Annotated in this window: 14 protein-coding genes; 6 read left to right on the top strand and 8 right to left on the bottom strand. The window is 65.0% G+C overall.

From position 1 onward, the window contains the following. Window positions 1-27 precede the first annotated feature (27 nt). Both L6639_RS14170 and pcsA read right to left on the bottom strand, forming a co-directional pair. Window positions 28-756, bottom strand: a complete 729-nt coding sequence (locus tag L6639_RS14170) for a TerC family protein (protein WP_237862299.1) — start codon at window positions 754-756, stop codon at window positions 28-30. After that, window positions 753-1,478, bottom strand: a complete 726-nt coding sequence (gene pcsA / locus L6639_RS14165) for a phosphatidylcholine synthase (RefSeq protein WP_237862298.1) — start codon at window positions 1,476-1,478, stop codon at window positions 753-755. The genes L6639_RS14170 and pcsA overlap by 4 nt, the downstream gene beginning before the upstream one ends. A gap of 128 nt (window positions 1,479-1,606) precedes the next feature. On the opposite strand from pcsA, the gene L6639_RS14160 reads away from it, so the two are divergent. After that, window positions 1,607-2,791, top strand: a complete 1,185-nt coding sequence (locus L6639_RS14160; RefSeq protein ID WP_237862297.1) for a UbiH/UbiF family hydroxylase — start codon at window positions 1,607-1,609, stop codon at window positions 2,789-2,791. A 12-nt stretch (window positions 2,792-2,803) separates the two neighbouring features. Here the strand turns inward: L6639_RS14160 and L6639_RS14155 are convergent, their stop codons facing one another. Further along, window positions 2,804-3,757, bottom strand: a complete 954-nt coding sequence (locus L6639_RS14155) for an AEC family transporter (protein ID WP_237862296.1) — start codon at window positions 3,755-3,757, stop codon at window positions 2,804-2,806. Between the two features lie 106 nt (window positions 3,758-3,863). Here L6639_RS14155 and hspQ point away from each other — a divergent pair, with 106 nt between their 5' ends. After that, window positions 3,864-4,196, top strand: coding sequence for a heat shock protein HspQ (gene hspQ / locus L6639_RS14150; RefSeq protein ID WP_018317973.1), 333 nt, complete (start codon window positions 3,864-3,866; stop codon window positions 4,194-4,196). Window positions 4,197-4,289: 93 nt separating this feature from the next. Here the strand turns inward: hspQ and L6639_RS14145 are convergent, their stop codons facing one another. Next, window positions 4,290-5,114 (bottom strand): invasion associated locus B family protein, encoded by an 825-nt coding sequence (locus L6639_RS14145; RefSeq protein WP_237862295.1) that lies wholly within the window; start codon window positions 5,112-5,114, stop codon window positions 4,290-4,292. 258 nt (window positions 5,115-5,372) lie between these two features. On the opposite strand from L6639_RS14145, the gene L6639_RS14140 reads away from it, so the two are divergent. The 3 genes from L6639_RS14140 to L6639_RS14130 all read left to right on the top strand — a co-directional run bounded on the left by L6639_RS14140 (window position 5,373) and on the right by L6639_RS14130 (window position 10,033). Continuing rightward, entirely contained in the window at window positions 5,373-7,217 is a 1,845-nt protein-coding gene (locus tag L6639_RS14140; protein ID WP_237862294.1) for an extracellular solute-binding protein, read from the top strand. A gap of 4 nt (window positions 7,218-7,221) precedes the next feature. Then, window positions 7,222-8,724: an AMP-binding protein gene (locus L6639_RS14135; RefSeq protein ID WP_237862293.1), complete on the top strand. Its 1,503-nt coding sequence runs from the start codon at window positions 7,222-7,224 to the stop codon at window positions 8,722-8,724. An 85-nt stretch (window positions 8,725-8,809) separates the two neighbouring features. After that, on the top strand, window positions 8,810-10,033 hold the full coding sequence (locus L6639_RS14130; protein WP_237862292.1) for a GGDEF domain-containing protein: 1,224 nt from the start codon (window positions 8,810-8,812) through the stop codon (window positions 10,031-10,033). Window positions 10,034-10,072: 39 nt separating this feature from the next. On the opposite strand, the gene L6639_RS14125 is transcribed toward L6639_RS14130, so the two are convergent. The 3 genes from L6639_RS14125 to L6639_RS14115 form a co-directional block, all read right to left on the bottom strand. Beyond that, a complete protein-coding gene (locus tag L6639_RS14125) occupies window positions 10,073-11,203 on the bottom strand; it encodes an acyl-CoA desaturase (RefSeq protein WP_237862570.1) in 1,131 nt (376 codons plus the stop codon). Window positions 11,204-11,499: 296 nt separating this feature from the next. Then, window positions 11,500-15,018 carry a transcription-repair coupling factor gene (mfd, locus tag L6639_RS14120; RefSeq protein ID WP_237862291.1) on the bottom strand — a complete coding sequence of 1,173 codons (3,519 nt, stop codon included), beginning with the start codon at window positions 15,016-15,018 and terminating at the stop codon, window positions 11,500-11,502. After that, the gene (locus L6639_RS14115; protein ID WP_237862290.1) at window positions 15,015-15,305 is read right to left on the bottom strand and encodes an FAD assembly factor SdhE; all 291 of its coding nucleotides are present in this window, start codon (window positions 15,303-15,305) and stop codon (window positions 15,015-15,017) included. Before L6639_RS14115 ends, mfd begins: the two co-directional genes overlap by 4 nt. A 185-nt stretch (window positions 15,306-15,490) precedes the next feature. Between L6639_RS14115 and recG the strand changes: the two genes are divergently transcribed. Beyond that, the gene (gene recG / locus L6639_RS14110; RefSeq protein WP_237862289.1) at window positions 15,491-17,599 is read left to right on the top strand and encodes an ATP-dependent DNA helicase RecG; all 2,109 of its coding nucleotides are present in this window, start codon (window positions 15,491-15,493) and stop codon (window positions 17,597-17,599) included. On the opposite strand, the gene panE is transcribed toward recG, so the two are convergent. Further along, on the bottom strand, window positions 17,596-18,525 hold the full coding sequence (gene panE / locus L6639_RS14105; protein ID WP_237862288.1) for a 2-dehydropantoate 2-reductase: 930 nt from the start codon (window positions 18,523-18,525) through the stop codon (window positions 17,596-17,598). The two genes, recG and panE, sit on opposite strands and share 4 nt — an antisense overlap. Window positions 18,526-18,645: the final 120 nt, after the last annotated feature.

Genomic DNA, 18,645 nt, shown 5'->3' with positions numbered 1-18,645 from the left:
TTGTCAACTCGCCCCAGATTGGAACGGTTACGGCTTGCCGACCTTCCTGCGGTTGCGCTTGGCCAGCACGTTGAAGAATTCCACCGCCGCCGAGAACGCAATTGCGAAATAGATGTAACCGCGGGGAATGTGGAATTTGAATCCGTCCGCAACTAGGGCAACGCCGATCAGCACCAGAAATGCCAGGGCCAGCATTTTGGTGGTCGGATGTTCCGCGACGAATCGCGCCACGGGTCCTGAGGAAATGTACATGATCAGGCAGGCGATCACGACGGCCGCAATCATGATCTCGAGGTCCTGGGCCATGCCGATTGCGGTGATGATCGAGTCCAGCGAGAACACGATGTCGATGACGACGATCTGGAGGATCACCCAGAAGAAGGCGCTGCGAGCGGACTTGCCCTCGCCTTCCTCGTCGTCGGCGTCGACTTCGGCATGGATCTCGTGCGTCGCCTTCGCGATCAGGAACAGGCCGCCGCCGATCAGGATCAGATCGCGCCAGGAGAAATCATAATCTGAGAACGAGAACACCGGCGCGGTCAGGCCGATCAGCCAGACCAGCACGCTGAGCAGGATGATGCGGAAGACCAGAGCCAGCGCCAGCCCGATCTGCCGGGCGCGATGGGCCAGCGGCTCGGGGATGCGCGAGACGATCACCGACAGGAAGATCACGTTGTCGATGCCGAGCACGATCTCGAGTGAGGTCAGGGTGAGCAGCGCCGCCCAGGCCTCGGGGCTGGTCAACAAATGCATCATCCGAACGATCTCACAAGGCGGATCAATGCATCACTGAATGCGATCCAGAACGCGATCGCGCAGAGCGCAACCGTTAGGCCGGTGCCGACGCGAAAATCCATCTCCAGCGCGTAGAAGCCGAGTACGCCCCACAGCACGATTAGCGACATCGTCAGCCAGCGCAGCCGCACGACGCGGACAGGGTGCAGCACGTGGAACGGCACGAAGGTCAGCACCACTAGCGCCGCCACCAGCAGCGTCGACGACAGCGGCGGCCAGTGCAGCAGGAACAGATAGAACGCCGCCGCGTTCCACAGCGCCGGAAAGCCGCGAAAATGATTGTCGTCCGCCTTCATGCGCAGATCGGCGAAATAGAGCGCGCTGGTGACGATGATGGCGATGCCGAGCAAGGGCGCCGCCACCGGCAGCAGCATGCCGCTCGCCACGATCGCATAGGCGGGCACGAACACATAGGTGACGAAGTCGACCACGAGGTCGAGCACGTCGCCGGACCAGTTCGGCTGCACGTTCTTGACATCGAGCAGGCGCGCGATCGGCCCGTCGATGGCGTCGATGATGAGGGCGACGCCCAGCCAGCCGAACATCGCCGCCCAATGCTCGCGCACGGCCTCCAGCATCGCGAGCAGCGCGATCGCCGCGCCGAAGGCGGTGAAGATGTGCACCGAAAACGCCGCGGCACGGACCACGGGCGTCGGCTTGAGGGAATCCCCTTGGCTATCCATGGCCTCTGCTACCAGAACGGGACCGGTTTGCACATCCGCCACCGCGGCGTTGCGCCGCGCAATCGGTCATAAAATCAGGCAAAATAGGTGGGCTTGAATTTGCCGCAGGGCGTGTCAAATGTCGTTCCATGACAGACGCATCGACACATTTTGACGCAAGCGTCATCGGCGGTGGACCGGCAGGCCTTGCCGCGGCAATTGCCTTGGCGCAGCGAGGGGCGCGGACCGCGCTGGTCGCGCGACGCCTGCCCTATGCAGATAACAGGACCACCGCGCTGCTGGGTGCCTCCGTCGATCTCCTGGAGAGCCTCGAGGTCTGGTCGCGCTGCAAGGACAAGGCGGCCAGCCTTGAGGTGATGCGTCTCGTCGACGACACCAACAGGCTGTTCCGCGCGCCCGAGGTCCGATTCTCCTGCCACGAGATCGCGCTCGATGCGTTCGGTTACAATATCGACAACCGCTCGCTGATGCTGGCGCTGGAAGCGCGTGCGGCCGAGCTTCCGAACCTCGTGCGTTTCGACGACGAGGCCGAAAACGTCGTAATCGAAGCCGATGACGTCGCGATGCGCACGGCCGCCGGACAGTTTCTGACAGCTCGGCTCGTGGTCGGCGCCGACGGCCGGCATTCGCTGTGCCGGGAGGCCGCCGGCATTGCGGTGACGCGGCGCGACCTGACGCAGACCGCCCTGACCTTCAACGTCGCTCATGCCCGCCCGCACCGCAACGTCTCGACCGAGTTCCACACGCCGCATGGCCCTTGCGTGTTCGTGCCCCTGCCCGGCAACCGCTCCAGCGTGGTCTGGGTCTCGGCACCGGCCGAGGCCGAGCGGCTTCGCGGCCTCAGCGACGAAGATCTCTCCGTCGCGATCGAGAAGCAGTCGCATTCCATCCTCGGCCGCATGACGGTCGAGCCCGGCCGCAATGTGTTTCCGCTGGCGATTGAGCGGCCGCAATCCTTCGCGCGCGACCGCGTTGCGCTGGTCGGCGAAGCCGCCCATGTGGTTCCCCCGATCGGTGCCCAGGGTCTCAATCTCGGCCTGCGAGATGCGGCCGACATCGCCCGGCTCGCCGGCGAGGCCATCGCATCGGGACAGGACCCTGGCGCGGATGAGGTGCTCAGGCGTTACGACCGGGCGCGGCGCCCGGACATTCTGAGCAGGACCTTTGCGATCGACATCGCCAATCGTTCGCTACTCAACGATTTCCTGCCGCTCCAGCCGGTCCGCGCCGTCGGCATGCACCTGTTAGGCGCCATCGGCCCGCTCAGGCGCTTTGCCATGCGCGAGGGACTGACGCCGACCTGGCGCAAATAGCGCAAGCGGCCTTTACGGAAACGCGAGCCGGCCGGTCTGCAGCAGCCACATCACGCTGGTCAGCGTGACCACCGACGCGAACGTGCCGAGCAGCACGGCGACGGAGGCGGGTTCGATCCAGGCATCGTTCTGCCGGGCGATCACGAACACATTCAGCGCCGGCGGCAGCGAGGCCATCAGAATCGCTGTGGCGGCCCAGGGCTGCGCGAACGGGCCGAACGCCAGCATCAGGCCGAACGCTGCGAGCGGATGGATCAGCAGCTTGACCGCGATCACGCCGGGCACTTCCCAGGGCACGCGATCGAACGGGCGAAGCGCAACGGTCACACCGAGCACGAACAACGCGGTCGGCGCGGCCGCGTTCTGGAGGAAGGTAATGGTGCGGTCGAGCGCGACCGGCAGCTCGATATGCAGCGCGGCAACGGCTGCGCCAAAACAGGCCGACATGATCAGCGGGTTGAGCACGATCTGTTTCAGCACCACGCCGAAGGCGTGCACGATCGAGGGATGGTCGCGGTCTGACAGCTCGATCAGCAGCGGCACGATCGTGAACAGGAAGATGCTGTCGCAACAGAAGATGAGCGCGGTCGGCGCCGCCGCCTTTGACCCGAGCACGGCAAGCGCCAGCCCGGGCCCCATGTAGCCGATATTGCCGTAACCGCCGGAGAGGCCGGCGAGCGTCGCCTCACGCAGCGTCAGCTTCCCGAGCGCCTTGCCGACCACCAGCGCGATGGTGAACGCCGCCATTGTCGACAGCGTGGTCGCCACCAGGAATGGCGGGTTGTTCAGCTCCGAGAATGGCGTCTTCGACATGATCGCAAACAGCAGCGCCGGCAACGACACGTAGAGCAGGAAGAAGTTCATCCAGGCGAGCCCCGATTCCGGCAAGGACTTGACCTTACCGCAAGCGAAACCGACGAAGATCAAGCCGAAATATGGTAGCGCCAGATTGAGGATATCGGCCATTGATGAAGTGTTTTCTGAAGGCTTAGGAGTTATCCGCCCCTTAACGGCAGGTTAATTCCAGATCAGGCCACTAGCATCGGCCACAATCCTGGTCTATCGACGAAGGATGATTAAAGCGCGGACAGCCAAATTCCAGATCGGACAGGTCGTGCGCCACCGGATCTTCTCGTTCCGGGGGGTGATCTTCGACATCGATCCGGAATTCAACAACACCGAGGAGTGGTGGCTGTCGATCCCCGAAGAGGTCCGGCCCCACAAGGATCAGCCGTTCTACCATTTGCTCGCGGAGAACGCGGAGTCCGAGTACGTCGCCTATGTCTCCGAGCAGAACCTGCTGCCCGACGAGTCCGGCGAGCCGATCCGGCATTCCCAGGTGGCCGAGATCTTCATCAAGAACAAGGATGGCGGCTACCGCCCGCGCAATCCGTCGCTGAACTAAGCCGTTCGTCGACCTGAGCTTCACCGCCATCAAGCAGCCAGCAAAAAAAGGCGCCCGATCGGGCGCCTTTTTCATGTCCGGGACTGAGTCCGATTACTTTTGGCCCGCCGGAGCTGCAGCGGGTGCACCAGGCGCCCCGCCGTTTTGCTCCAGCTTCTTGCGCTGCTCTTCAGCCTTCTTCTGAAGCTCTTCCTGCAGCTTCTTCTGGGTTTCCTCAAACACCTTCGGATCGGTCGGCGGACCGTCATAGGCCTTCTGGAATTCACCGGTGAGCGGCAGAGGCAGGGTCAGCGGCGCACCGTTGGCGTTGATCGCCTGCACCACGAGGTTCTGGCCCTTCTTCAGGTTGGCGATCAGCTCGGGCGTTGCCTCGTAGTCGGACATACAGCCGTTCTGGAAGCAGATCACATACGGGCTCTGCAGCGGCGGGTTGTTGTCGACGATGATGCGGGTGCCGTGCACGAGCTGCATGCCGAGCGGCAGCGTCACGCGCAGGATCTTCTTCGGCTCGCCTTCCGGCTCGATGATGACAGCGGCGATGACCGGCTGGCCTGATTCGATGCGACCGTCCTTGCCGGTGAAGCAGACCTGCTTGGCGTTGGCATCCTGGCCCTTGAGGCAGAACTTGGTCCAGGGCGCGTAGATCAGCTGGATCTGCTGATCGGCGGGCTGGGCACCCTGCGCCGCCGGAGCACCCGGCTGTGCCGGAGCCTGCTGGGCCTGGGGAGCCGGCGCGGGCGCCGGAGCAGCCTTGGGAGCTGCCTTTGGAGCGGCTTTCGGGGCAGCCTTGGGGGCGCCCGGGGCCGGTGCGGGGGTCTGGGCTTCAGCGGCAAACGGGATGGCCAATGCCGTCGCCGTCAACAGAGCGAGAACTCGCCCGCGCGGCCGGACGGACGCGGCCAAATAACGGAAATTCATTGCAGAAAACCCTTTCTGAACGGGAAGTGCCCGAACCGCTCCGAAGCACCGAACCAAGCCGCCTTGGGCGCGGCTCTCTCCCCGTCAATTGAGGCAGATCAGTGACGGGCTCGGCGCTCTTGCGCGATTGCGTGCCTTCTTAACGTGGTCGACGGAAAGATCAATGCCGACAAGCGTCTTTGGCCACATCCGGGCGGACGCCCAGTGAAATCCCTGTGATAGGATTCCCTACACCAGCCCTCGAATCAACGTGTCCGAATGTTCATGTTCCAGCGCCTGCTCGAGGGGCCCGGTCTCCGTCTTTGCAGCCTCGCCTTGATCCTCAGCGTCGGCCTGATCGCAAGCGCTGGGCAGGCCGAGGAGTTGCATGCGATGGCCATGCACGGCAAGCCAGCGCTGCCGGCCGATTTCACCCACATGCCCTACGCCAATCCTGACGCCCCCAAGGGCGGCCGGCTGACCTGGGGCATTCTCGGCACGTTCGACAGTCTCAATCCGTTCATCGTGAAGGGATTGGCGGTGCAGCCGATCCGCGCCTACGTGGTCGAAAGCCTGCTGGCGCGCGGCCAGGACGAGCCGTTCACGCTCTACGGCCTGCTCGCCAAATCCGTCGAGACCGATGACGAGCGGAGCTACGTCACGTTCCACATCGATTCACGTGCGCGCTTCTCCGACGGCAAGCCTGTGACCGCCGAGGACGTGCTGTTCTCCTGGCAGCTGCTGCGCGACCATGGCCGTCCGAACCTCCGGCAGTACTATTCCAAGGTCGCCAAGGCGGAGGCACCCGATCCCCTCACCGTCCGCTTCGATCTCACCGGGGCCGACGACCGCGAGCTACCGCTGATCCTCGGCCTGATGCCAATCCTCCCCAAGCACGCCGTCGACGTTGCGAATTTCGAGGAGACGACGCTGTCAGGACCGATCGCCTCCGGCCCCTACCGCGTCACGGCGGTCAAGCCCGGCGCCAGCGTCACCCTCACACGCAATCCCGATTACTGGGGCCGCGATCTCCCGGTCAATCGCGGGCTCTTCAATTTCGACGAGATCCGGCTCGACTATTATCGCGAGGCCAATGGCCAGTTCGAAGCGTTCAAGCGCGGCCTCTATGATTTCCGCGTCGAGAACGAGCCGCTGCGCTGGCACGACGGCTACGATTTCCCGGCCGCCAAGAGCGGCGAGGTGATCCGCGACACCTTCAAGCCGGGCGTGCCGCAGCCCTCGGAATTCCTGGTGTTCAACACACGGCGTCCTGTATTCGCCGACATCCGCGTGCGCCAGGCGCTGACGCTGTTGTTCGATTTCGAGCTGGTCAACCGCAACTATTTCTTCTCGCTGTATTCACGCGTCGCCGGCTATTTTGCCGGCTCCGAGCTGTCGGCCTATGCTCGGCCCGCGGATGCGCGCGAGCGCGAGCTGCTGAAGCCTTTCGCGGCGCAGATCCCCGTAGATATCATGGATGGCAGCTACCGCCTGCCCGTCACCGACGGCTCGGGGCGCGACCGGACCACGCTGCGTGCAGCGCTGAAGCTGCTGTCGGACGCCGGCTACGATCTCGAAGGCACCGTGCTGCGCAACCGCCAGACAAAAGCGCCTTTCACCTTCGAGATGCTGGTGACGACCCGCGACCAGGAACGCATCGCGCTCGCGTTCCAGCGCGACCTCAAGCGCGCCGGCATCGATGTGAGCGTGCGCGCGGTCGATCCGGTGCAGTTCGACCAGCGCCGGCTGTCCTACGAGTTCGACATGATCCAGAACCGCTGGGATCAGTCGCTGTCGCCCGGCAACGAGCAGTACTTCTATTGGGGCAGCGCGGCGGCCGACAATCCGGGGACCCGAAACTATATGGGCGCGAGGGATCCCGCGGTCGATGCCATGATCAAGGCCCTGCTGGAGGCCCGTGATCATACGGATTTCGTCGATGCGGTGCGGGCGCTCGACCGCGCCTTGATGGCGGGCTTCTACACAATCCCCTTGTTTAACGTATCCGAGCAATGGATCGCGCGCTGGAATCGGATAGAACAACCACAGGCCACTGCGCTCTCAGGCTATTTGCCGGAGACTTGGTGGTCGAAGGGTGAGCCTCAAGCCAGTCCAGCGAAGTGACGCCGTGAACCAGCCAGCCGTATCGCCGACGCTCGACACGCTGTTCCAGCGGACGCTGATGCGGCAGCCGCACGCGCCCGCTTTGCTCGACCCTCTCAACAAATCCCGCATCACCGGCCACCAGCCGCGGCGGCTGACCTACGCCGAGGCGGACACCGCCATCGAGGCGCTGTCGGCGCATTTCGTCGAATCGGGCCTACCGGCCAATTCGGTGATCGCGATCCAGTTGCCCTCGACCATCGAGTTCGTGCTGACGGTGCTGGCCGCCCATCGCGCCGGCCTGGTCGTGGCCGTGCTGCCGCTACTGTGGCGACAGGCGGAACTGGCGGCCGCGCTCAACCGCACCGCGGCCCGCGCCATCGTCACCATGAGCAAGGTCGACAGTGTCAGCTACGCCGACCTCGCGATGCACGCAGCCGCCGAGGCCTTCTCGATCCACCACGTGTTCGGCTTCGGCACCGATTTGCCCGAAGGCATGGGTTCGCTCGACGAGGTGCTGGCACGCCCGCCCGGCACCACGCGCGCCGTGATCCAGGACGGCCGCAAGGCGGCGATGATCTCCTTCGACGTCACGGCGGAAGGTTTCCGCCCGGTGCCGCGGCCGCATTTCAGCCTGATCGCGGGCGGGCTCGCGATGTCGCTGGAAGCCGACATCCAGCAGGGCGCCACGGTGATGTCGGCGTTCACACCGATGTCGTTCGCGGGCCTCGCCTCCTCGCTCGCGGCGTGGCTGTTGTGCGGCGGCACGCTTGCGCTGCATCATCCGTTCGAGAGCGAGGTGCTGGAGCAGCAGATCAACGAGCACGCCTGCGACGTGCTGATCGCGCCGGCCCAGCTCGCCCTGCGCCTCGGCGATTCCGGTCTGGCGGCGCGGATGCCGACCTTGCGCAATGTCATCGGGCTCTGGCGCGCGCCGGAGCAGGTGGCGGCGAGCGAAGCCTGGATCGCGCCGCATGCGCCGCTCACGGACGTCTACCTGTTCGGCGAGGCCGGTCTGTTCGGCGCCAGGCGCGGCGAGGACGGCGTGCCTGTCGCGGTGATGCCCGGCCCGCACGGCGCTCCACGTGAGCAGTCCAGCTCCTCGATCGCCGGCGAGATCCTGCTGACGCCGAAGGGCACGCTCGGCCTGCGCGGCCCGATGGTGCCGATCGCGGCCTACGCGCCGCCGCAGCCGGTCGGCGAGACGCTGACGGCCCAGCCGCCACGCGACTATGTCGACACCGGCTATGCCGCCCGGATCGACCGCGCCAGCGGTGCAATCTGCATCACTGCGCCGCCATCCGGCATCATGGCCGTCGGCGGCTATCGCTTCCTCTCCAACGACCTGCAGGAATGGGCGCGCCGGCTCGGCCAGGGCGCGCTGCTGACGGCCCTGCCCGACCGGCTCTCGGGCCATCGGTTGGCGGGCCGGGCCCAGGACAATGCCCGCGCCCGCGAGGCGCTCAGCGAACTCGGTCTTAACCCCCTGATGGTTGAGGCTTTTCGCGACCGCTCCGGCCCGGTTTGAGCGCAGTTTTGCCTGATACATTGACGCTGCATTAAGGCGGCCGGACTAGATTGCGCAGCATCGATTGCGTGATCAGAGTATCCTGATGTCCCAGGCGGGCCCGATCCTCTTTGTGTCCAATTCCGAGCGCCCAGCCTTCCTTGCGGCGCTGGACGAGGCCCGTCTCTTTCCCGTCGTCGACAGCGATTGGGCGAGCGCGTCGCGCGCCGTCGAAGAGGTGCAGCCGGCCGCCGTCCTTGCGGCGATGTCTGGCGGACACGAGCCGTACATGCCCCTGCTCGCGAAGAAGATCGCGGATCAGCCGCTTTATCTGCCGCTGGTCGCGCTGGATGCGCAAGCAACGCTGCCCCACAACGCGCTGCCTTTCGCCACACGCGGCAATGCCGCCGAACGCCTGATCGCGCGCCTGCGCGCCGCGATCCGCATCCGCACGCTGCATGCCACCGTGCTGCGCCGCCTGCCGGAGGTGAAGGTCGCTCTGCCGGACGCCGATCCCGTGCGCGATGCCATCGTGCTCTTGATCGGCCGCGGCGCCGCCTACCCTGCGCTGTCGGTCGCGCTCGGCGAGCGCACCGGCGTCGTCGGCGCGCTTTCGATCGAGGCCGCCGCCAAGCATCTCAATACACGCGATATCGACGGTGTCGTTCTGTCTGACGGTTTCACCCCGCGCGTCACCGACGCCTTTCTCACGGTGCTCGCGGAGGATACGCGTTTCCGCAACCTGCCTGTGGTCGTCACCGCGCATCAGCTCACGCAGAGCTATGACTTGCCCAATCTCGAGCTGATCCCCGGCGAGCCCACCAAGGTCGCCGCCAACGCACTGCCGTTGATCCGCCAGCACGCCATGGAGGCGCAACTGAGCCGCACGCTGCGCTCGATCGACGCCGGCGGCTGGCTCGATCCGCGTAGCGGTCTCTTGACGGTGGAAGCTTTTGCGCGCGACTTCGCCAAGGCAGTGGAGCAGACGCTCGTCCGTGGCGGCGGCCTGTCGGTAGCACGCTTCGCCTTCGACCCCGGTAATCCCCGCGCGCAACTCGATGCCGCGCGCATCCTCAGCCGCCTGATGCGGCAGATGGACTTTGGCGCGGCGCAGAAGGACGGCTCTGTCATCGTGGTGTTCGCCGAGACCGACTTCCGCACGGCGCACATGATCGCCCGCCGCTTGTCGGCGGTAATGAAACACACATCGAACGGCAAGCACGAGATGCGCAGCGATCCCGTGGTGTCAGTGGACTCGCTGTCGCCGTCGGATACAGCGAGGTCGCTGCTCGGACGGCTGTCGGCCGATGCATCGCGCGCCGCGTCCTAGCCATCCGCGCGCCACGCCTCCAGAAGAAATAACCGCGCGCTAAACGCGCCCCTTGGATTTCGCGTTGGTCGCCAGGGCGGGCGCAGGAGCGGCCAGGAGAAAACCGACGGAATCATTCAGGAGCTCGTAGGCGCGGTCGACAATGTCGTCCAGCGATATCGTCTTGGCGAACATGCGCTGCGCTTCGGCCAGCAACTGGTCGCGGGTCGGCATGCTGGACAGGCGCAAATCGGCGTGGTGCTGCAACTGACTGAGCGTGTCCCGGACCGACAATTCGGTCTCGTGGATCGACGTTCTGATGGCATGCGCGATGTGCTCGGGGTTGAAGCGGGCGGCGAGCTGCTCGGCCGCCTGCTTGACCACCCGTGATCCCAACCGATGCTCGTTGCGCAGAACCTGCTTGGGCGGCATCTTCATATCCCTGACAATGCCGAGCCAGGACAACGCCACCAGCACGTAATAAGTGAGGTCAATCTCATACCAGTGGAAACCCTGCCGCGCACTGGCCTGATAGGCATGATGGTTGTTGTGCCAGCCCTCGCCCATCGTCAGCAAAGCAAGCAGCCAATTGTTGCGGGAGTCATCGCCGGTCACGTACCGCTTGCGCCCGTGCACGTGTGCGAGCGAGTTGATGCAGAACGTGGCGTGATAGAGCAGCACGGTGCTCCAGAGGAATCCGACCACAAGCCCCGACCATCCGGCAACAAGGAAGCACAGTGCGGCGAGCACGACTGAAGGCAACAGCTCCAGCCGGTGCAGCCACATCAACTCGGGATACGACGCCAGATCCGCGACTTTCACGAGGTCAGTCGCATCATGTTGCCGGTAAAAGATCCAGCCGACATGGCTGAACACAAAACCCTTGTGCCGGGGTGAGTGCACATCGTGCACCGTATCCGAGTGAAGATGATGATGGCGGTGCTTGGCAGCCCACCAAAGCACGCTCTTCTGAGCGCTGCTCTGCGCGAGGAAGGCCAGGATGAACTGAAACACCCGGCTCGTCGCGTAGGATCGATGCGAGAAGTACCGATGGTATCCGCCGGTGATCCCGAACATGCGCAACCCATACAGGGCGGCGCACATCGCGGCCGCTTGCCACGTGACGCCAGACCAGATAGCCGCGAGGCATCCCGCATGGATCAACACGAACGGGAGGACCTGCGGATACATGACATCGTCGTGGTCGTGCTCCGAGTTCTGCTCTGATTCCTGGCTAGAACCGGTATTGATAGACACGCGCGCGACCTCACCTGTTTCGACGTGCGGGCCAACCCGCAAACCGGTAAAAAAAACCGCGGCCGGTAAACCAGTCGCGGATCGACGGATACGGTACGCAGGACTCAGTTAGTGAATTCGGAATCTGGCGGCTGCTTCGTCATTCCGCAAGTGCCGATATGTCGCTGTTTTCAGACCTTGGCACGGCGCAGCCTGTATCGTGGTGCGCCGCCTCCGCAATACTACGGACTCTACGCCGCCTTCTTGCTCTTCGCGAGCTGCGCCAATTGCCGCATGATCTCGGTGGTGCCGGCGAGGCGCTCTTCCGGCGTCTCCCAGTTCTGCAGGAACACCACCTTCATGTCGGGCCGCACCTTGGCGGCCTGACCGTGGCTCCTGATGAACGACACCAGGCGATCAGGGTGAGCAAACGAATTGTCGCGGAAGGTGATGACGGCGCCCTTCGGGCCAGCATCGATCTTCTCGACATTGGCCTGGCGGCAGAACGCCTTGATGGCGGCGACCTTGAAGAGATAGCGCACCTCGTCGGGCAGCACGCCGAAACGATCGCGCATCTCGGCGCCAAAATTCTCGATCTCCTCCTCGCTGTCGAGATCGGCGAGCCGCCGGTAGAGCGACAGCCGCACCGAGAGATCGCTGACATAATCCTCCGGAATGAGCACAGGCATGCCGATGGTGATGGTCGGCGACCAGCGGTCGGCGGCGGGCTCGGACACGCCAGCCTTGAGGTTGACGATCGCCTCCTCCAGCATCGACTGGTAGAGCTCGAAGCCGACCTCCTTGATGTGGCCGGACTGCTCTTCGCCAAGCAGGTTGCCGGCACCTCTGATATCGAGGTCGTGCGAGGCGAGCTGGAAGCCCGCGCCCAGCGTCTCCAGCGATTGCAGCACGGTGAGCCGGCGCTCGGCCTGCGCCGTGATCTTCTGCTGCGACGGCAGCGTGAACAGCGCATAGGCGCGCAGCTTGGAACGGCCGACGCGGCCGCGCAGCTGATAGAGCTGGGCAAGGCCGAACATGTCGGCGCGATGCACGATCAGCGTGTTGGCGTTGGGGATGTCGAGACCGGATTCTACGATCGTGGTCGACAGCAGGATGTCGAACTTGCCGTCGTAGAAAGCGGTCATGATGTCTTCGATCACCGCCGGCGGCATCTGGCCATGCGCGACCGCGACCTTCATCTCCGGCACGTTCTTGTCGAGGAAATCCTTGACCTCGGCGAGGTCGTCGATGCGCGGCACGACGTAAAACGCCTGGCCGCCGCGATAGCGCTCGCGCAGCAGCGCCTCGCGGATCATCAGCGGATCGTGCGGAGCGACGAAGGTGCGGACCGCGAGGCGATCGACCGGCGGCGAGGCAATGATCGAGAGCTCGCGCACGCCGGTCAGCGCCAGCTGCAATGTGCGCGGGATCGGAGTTGCCGACAGCGTCAGCACGTGCACCTCGGACCGCAGCGCCTTCAGCCGCTCCTTGTGAGTGACGCCAAAGTGCTGCTCCTCGTCGACGATGACGAGGCCGAGATCGCGGAACTTGATGGCCTTGCCGAGCAGCGCGTGCGTGCCGACGACGATATCGATCGAGCCGTCGGCGATGCCCTTCTTGACCTGGTTCAGCTCCTTGGTCGGGATCAGGCGCGAGGCCTGCGCCACGTTCACAGGAAAGCCCTTGAAGCGCTCGGTGAAGGTTTTGGCGTGCTGGCGCGCCAGCAGCGTGGTCGGCACCACGACGGCGACCTGCTTGCCTTCGAGCGCGACGGCAAACGCGGCGCGGAGCGCCACCTCGGTCTTGCCGAAGCCGACATCGCCGCAGATCAGCCGGTCCATGGGGCGGCCGAGCTCGAGATCCTTCAGCGTGGACTCGATGGCCCCTAACTGGTCCTCGGTCTCGTCATAGGGGAAGCGCGCGCAGAACTCGTCATAGAGGCCCTGCTGCACCGGCAGCTTCGGCGCCTCATGCAGATGGCGCGCGGCGGCGATCTTGATCAGCTCGCCCGCGATCTCGCGGATGCGGTTCTTTAGTTTGGCCTTGCGCGTCTGCCAGCCGGAGCCGCCGAGGCGATCGAGCTCGACCGTGGTCTGGTCGGAGCCGTAGCGCGACAAGAGTTCGATGTTCTCGACTGGCAGGAACAGCTTCGTCTCGGCAGCATAATGCAGCTCGAGACAGTCATGCGGCGCGCCGGCGACGTCCAGCGTTTGAAGGCCAATGAAGCGGCCGATACCATGATCGACGTGGACGACGATGTCGCCGGCGGTGAGGCTCGTGACCTCAGAAATGAAATTGTCGAGCTTGCGGCTCGCCTTGCGCGGCCGCACCAGGCGGTCGCCGAGAATGTCCTGCTCGCTGATGACAGCGATCTCGTCGGTCTCGAAACCGCTCTCGAGGCCAAGCACGGCGAGCATGGTCTCGTTGCGCGGGGTTGCCTGCACCGTGCGCCAAGTGTTGACGCTGGTGGTGTGCGTCAGCTTGTGGTCGCGCAGCATCGAGGTCATGCGGTCGCGCGAGCCTTCGCTCCACAGCGCGATCACAACCTTCTTGCGGCTAGACTGCAGGGCCATGACGTGGCTGACGACAGACTCGAACACGTTGACCGTGGAGTCGTTACGCTCCGGCGCAAAATCGCGGCCTTTGCGCGCGCCAGCGTCGACGACGCTGGTGCCGTCGGTCGGCACCGAGAATGCCGTCAGCCGCGCCAGCGGGATGTCGCGTTCGCGCTTGCTCCACTCCTCCTCAGTCAGATAGAGCCGGTCGGGCGGCAGCGGCTTGTAGATGGCGCCGCCACCCGGATGCTCCATCGCATCGCGGCGGGCCTCGTAATAGTCCTGGATCTGCTTGAAGCGCTCGCGGATGGCGTCCTCGGCCTGCGGCTCGATCGCGACGGCGGCGCCTTGCAGGTAATCGAACAGCGTGTCCATCCGGTCCTGGAACAGCGGCAGCCAGTGCTCCATGCCGGGATGGCGGCGGCCTTCGCTGACGGCCTCGTAGAGCGCATCGTCGCGCTCGGGCGCGCCGAATTCGGCGACATAGCCCATGCGGAAACGGCGGATCGTATCGGTGACGAGCTGGAATTCCGAGATCGGCACCAGATCGAGCGAACGCATGTCGAGCAGCGTGCGCTGGGTCTCGGCATCGAAGGAGCGGATCGATTCCAGGCTGTCGCCGAAGAAGTCAAAGCGGACGGGCTGCTCCAGGCCGGCCGGAAACAGGTCCAAAATGCCGCCGCGCACGGCGTATTCGCCGGGCTCGCGTACGGTGGACGAGCGGTTGTAACCATTATGCTCGAGCCAGGCGACGATGGTGTCCATCGGCACCACGTTGCCGGGTGCGACCGAGAGCGCCTGCGCCGCAACGAGTTCGCGTGCGGGCACGCGCTGCACAACGGCATTCACGGTTGTCAGCACGATCAGCGGCTTGTCGCTGCCGGTGAGCGCCGCAAGCCGCGCCAGCGTGGTCAGGCGTTGCGCCAAAATGCCGCCATGCGGCGAGACCCGGTCATAGGGCTGGCAGTCCCAGGCCGGAAAAGTCAGCACCGGCAGATCAGGCGCGAAGAATTGCAGCGCGCGTTCGAGCTGCTGCATGCGCCCGCCGTCGCGGCAGACCACCGCGAGGCTGACAGCCGGCTTCTTCGGCCGCGCCGCGATCGCGCGCGCCAGATCTGAGACGATGAGGCCTTCGGCGCCCTCGGCGACATTGGCAAGCGTCAGCGCGCGGCCGGGCGTGAGCAGCTCGGCCGGAGATTTCATCCCTTGCTTCACGACTGGCGGTCCGCGATCGGATAGGCCTTGATGCGGGCGAACAGCGCGCCGGTGACCTCGGCTGGCAGCAGCTTGTCACCCGTGATGGCGGCATAGAGATCTGGATCGTTGACCTCGAGCAGGGTCTCGAGCTCGGTCAACTCAGCGTCCGAGAGGTTGCCAATCTCGGCATCCGCGAAGCGGCCGAGGATCAGGTCCATCTCGCGCGTGCCGCGGTGCCAGCAGCGGAATAGAAGCCGCTTGCGGCGATCATCCAGGCCGCTGCTCGATCGTGTCGTTCCCGTCATGTCTCAAATCCAGTCAAACGCCGAAAGCCCGGACGTGCCGGGCCGCCGTGATATAGCCACTGGAACTGCCGGTGTCAGCCCTCGATTTGGCATGGCGGCACCCGCCGGAGGCGCCACGAAAAAAGACGTGGATGCCCGGCATAAAGCCGGGCATGACGGGCCGAAACGATCCTAGATTCGCCCTCATGCGCCCCAGCCTGCTCAATCCGCTGTTTGCTCCCGTGACCAGCCTGCCCGGCGTCGGTCCGAAGCAGGACAAGCTGCTGCAATATCTGCTCAGCCGGAGCGAGACGCCGCGGCTGGTCGACCTGCTCTTGCATCTGCCGAGCCAGGTGATCGACCGCCGGGCCCGGCCGAAGATCCGCGACGCCGTCCAGGGAGCCATGGTGACGCTGGAGGTCACCGTCGATCGTCACCGCCCGCCTCCGCCGCGCAATGTGCGCGCGCCGTATTTGGTCTATGCCAGCGACGATACCGGCGATGTCGTGCTGACGTTCTTTCGCGCCAAGCCCGGCTATGTCGAGAAGCTGCTGCCCGTGGGCGAGAAGCGCTTCGTTTCCGGCACGTTGCAGATGTATGACGGCATCCCGCAGATCGTGCATCCCGACCGCGTGCTGGACGAGGAAGCGATCTCGAAGCTCTCGGGGATCGATCCCGTCTATCCGCTCACCGAGGGTCTCGCGCTCGGCTCGCTCCGCCGCGCAATCGCGCAGGCGCTGCTCAAGCTGCCTGCGCTGCCCGAATGGATCAGCCCGGAGGTGCTGCGCCGCTGCGATTTTCCGCCTGTTGCGGAAGCACTCAATCGCGTGCACCAGCCGGTCGAACTCACGGACATCCTGCCCGACCAGCGTTTCTGGTCGCGCCTGGCCTTCGACGAGTTGCTGGCCGGCCAGCTCGCGCTCGCTTTGATCCGCGCGCAGCTGCGGCGGCCTGCCGGCGTGCGCAACGCAGGCGACGGGCACTTGCGCAACAAGATCATCGACGCCCTGCCCTATGCGTTGACACCCTCCCAGCGCAACGCTGCGGCGGCCATCGCCGACGACCTGAAGCAGCCGGTGCGCATGCTGCGCCTGCTCCAGGGCGATGTCGGCTCCGGGAAGACGGTGGTGGCGCTGCTGGCGGCTGCGGCCGTCGCCGAAGTCGGCAAGCAGGCCGCGCTGATGGCCCCGACCGAGATCCTGGCGCGCCAGCACATCAAGACCATCGTGCCGCTCGCCGAGCGCGCCGGCATGCGGGTTGCGATCCTCACCGGCCGCGAAAAGGGCAAGGAGCGGCGCGAGATCATCGCGCAGCTTGCCGAGGGCGAGATCGACCTGCTCGTCGGCACCCATGCGCTGATCCAGGACGACGTGCTCTTTAGCGATCTTGCGCTCGCCATCGTCGACGAGCAGCACCGCTTCGGCGTGCGCGAGCGGCTGGCGCTGACGTCGAAGGGGGAAGCGGTCGATGTTCTCGTGCTGAGCGCCACGCCGATCCCGCGCACGCTGGTGCTCACCTATTTCGGTGACATGGATATTAGCGAGCTCCGCGAAAAACCCGCCGGCCGCCAGCCGATCGACACCCGTGCCGTCGCCATGAGCCGGCTCGGTGAGGTCATGGACGGCGTCGGCCGCGCGCTGGAGTCCGGCAAGCTGGTGTACTGGATCTGCCCGCTGGTCGAGGAATCCGAGGCCGAAGGCACCGAGCACCTCACCAATGCGACCAAGCGTTTCGAGAGCCTGCAAAAGCGCTTTGGAGATCGTGTCGGTTTGGTCCATGGCCAGATGAAAGGCATCGAGAAAGACCGTGTCATGGGGCAGTTCGCGGCCCACGAGATCGGCCTTCTGGTTGCGACCACCGTCGTCGAGGTTGGTGTCGACGTGCCGGCCGCGACCATCATGGTGATCGAGAATGCCGAGCGCTTTGGCCTCGCGCAGCTGCATCAGCTCCGCGGCCGCATCGGCCGCGGCTCGGAGGCCTCGACCTGCATCCTGCTCTACAGCGAGCCGCTCGGCGAGATGTCGAAGGCGCGGCTGAAGGTGATCCGCGAGACCACCGACGGCTTTCGCATCGCCGAGGAGGATCTGAAGCTGCGCGGTGAAGGCGACGTGCTCGGGGTGCGCCAGAGCGGCCTGCCAGGCTACCGCATCGCGCGCTCGGAAGTGCACGGCCAACTCATCACGCAGGCCCGCGACGAAGCGCTACGCATCATGAAGGACGACCCGAAGCTGAAAGGCGAGCGCGGCGAGGCGCTAAGGTGCCTGCTGTATCTCTACGAGCGGGACGAGGCGATCCCCTTGATCGGGGCTGGCTAGCTCGCGGCTCTCCGGCGCCCGACTTCATAAGCCGCAACATGCGCCCGTGCCAGATCCAGCAGCGGCGTTTCGATGCCAAGCGACCGTGCCCGGTTGGCCATATCACCCAGGATATGCTCGGACTCGGTCATCGAGCCGCGCTCGATGTCGCGCAGCATCGAGGCCTTGAGCGGCGAGTCCAGGGTCGTGAACAGTTTTCGGTCGAACTCGACGAACGGGGCCCGCGGCTCAAAACCCGAAGCGGTCGCAACTGTGCAGCATTCCGCGAACAAGCGGAAGATTGATTGCTCGCCGTTCGGAACGGCCAGGATGTCGCCGATGCTTGCGCGCATCAGGCAGGTGACGCCGGCGAGCGTCGAGAGCTGGACGAACTTTTCCCACATGTCCTGCATGATCGCTTCGCTGGCGCGCACGTCGATCCCGGGGACGTTGAACAGATTCTCCAAAGCCAGCGTGCGCTCACTCAGCGCCCCCTTGGTCTCGCCGAAGACGATGGTCTGATTGGCCATGAACTGAACGACACGGCCATCCGCATCGAGCCCGGCGCTGACATTGGCCAAGCCACCGAGGACGCACGCCGCGCCGAACCGCGCGGTCAGAGCGTCGATATGTTTCAACCCGTTCAGGATCGGCAGAACCATGGTGTTGGTGCCGACGGCGGGGGCGAACTGGCTCATTGCGTCGTCGAGCGAGTAGGCTTTCACGCCGACGAGCACGACATCGTAGGGCGCCTTGAGATCGCTGGCCTCGACGATCTTCGGCTGCACGGCAAAGTCGCCATGCGGGCTCACGATCCGCAATCCATCCCGGCGCAATTGCTCGGCTCGTTTCGCGCGAACCAGAAACGTCACGTCGCCACCTGCCCGCGCGACGCAAGCGCCGTAATACCCCCCGAGCGCGCCCGCGCCGATCACCAAAACCCGCATTCGAACTCCCATCGCAGAAATCCTGCGTCCGTAAAACAATAGCAGATGCCGCTCGCGTTGACGACGTGGATGGACTCTCCACGCCTCGATCAGTTCGGCCCGCGCGACTATCTTTCAATG

The sequence above is a fragment of the Bradyrhizobium zhengyangense genome (assembly GCF_022012555.1).
In the GTDB taxonomy this organism is placed as follows: Bacteria; Pseudomonadota; Alphaproteobacteria; order Rhizobiales; family Xanthobacteraceae; genus Bradyrhizobium; species Bradyrhizobium zhengyangense.
The sequence above is the reverse complement of the archived record's forward strand: the minus strand, read 5'-3'. Positions and strand labels throughout refer to the sequence as shown.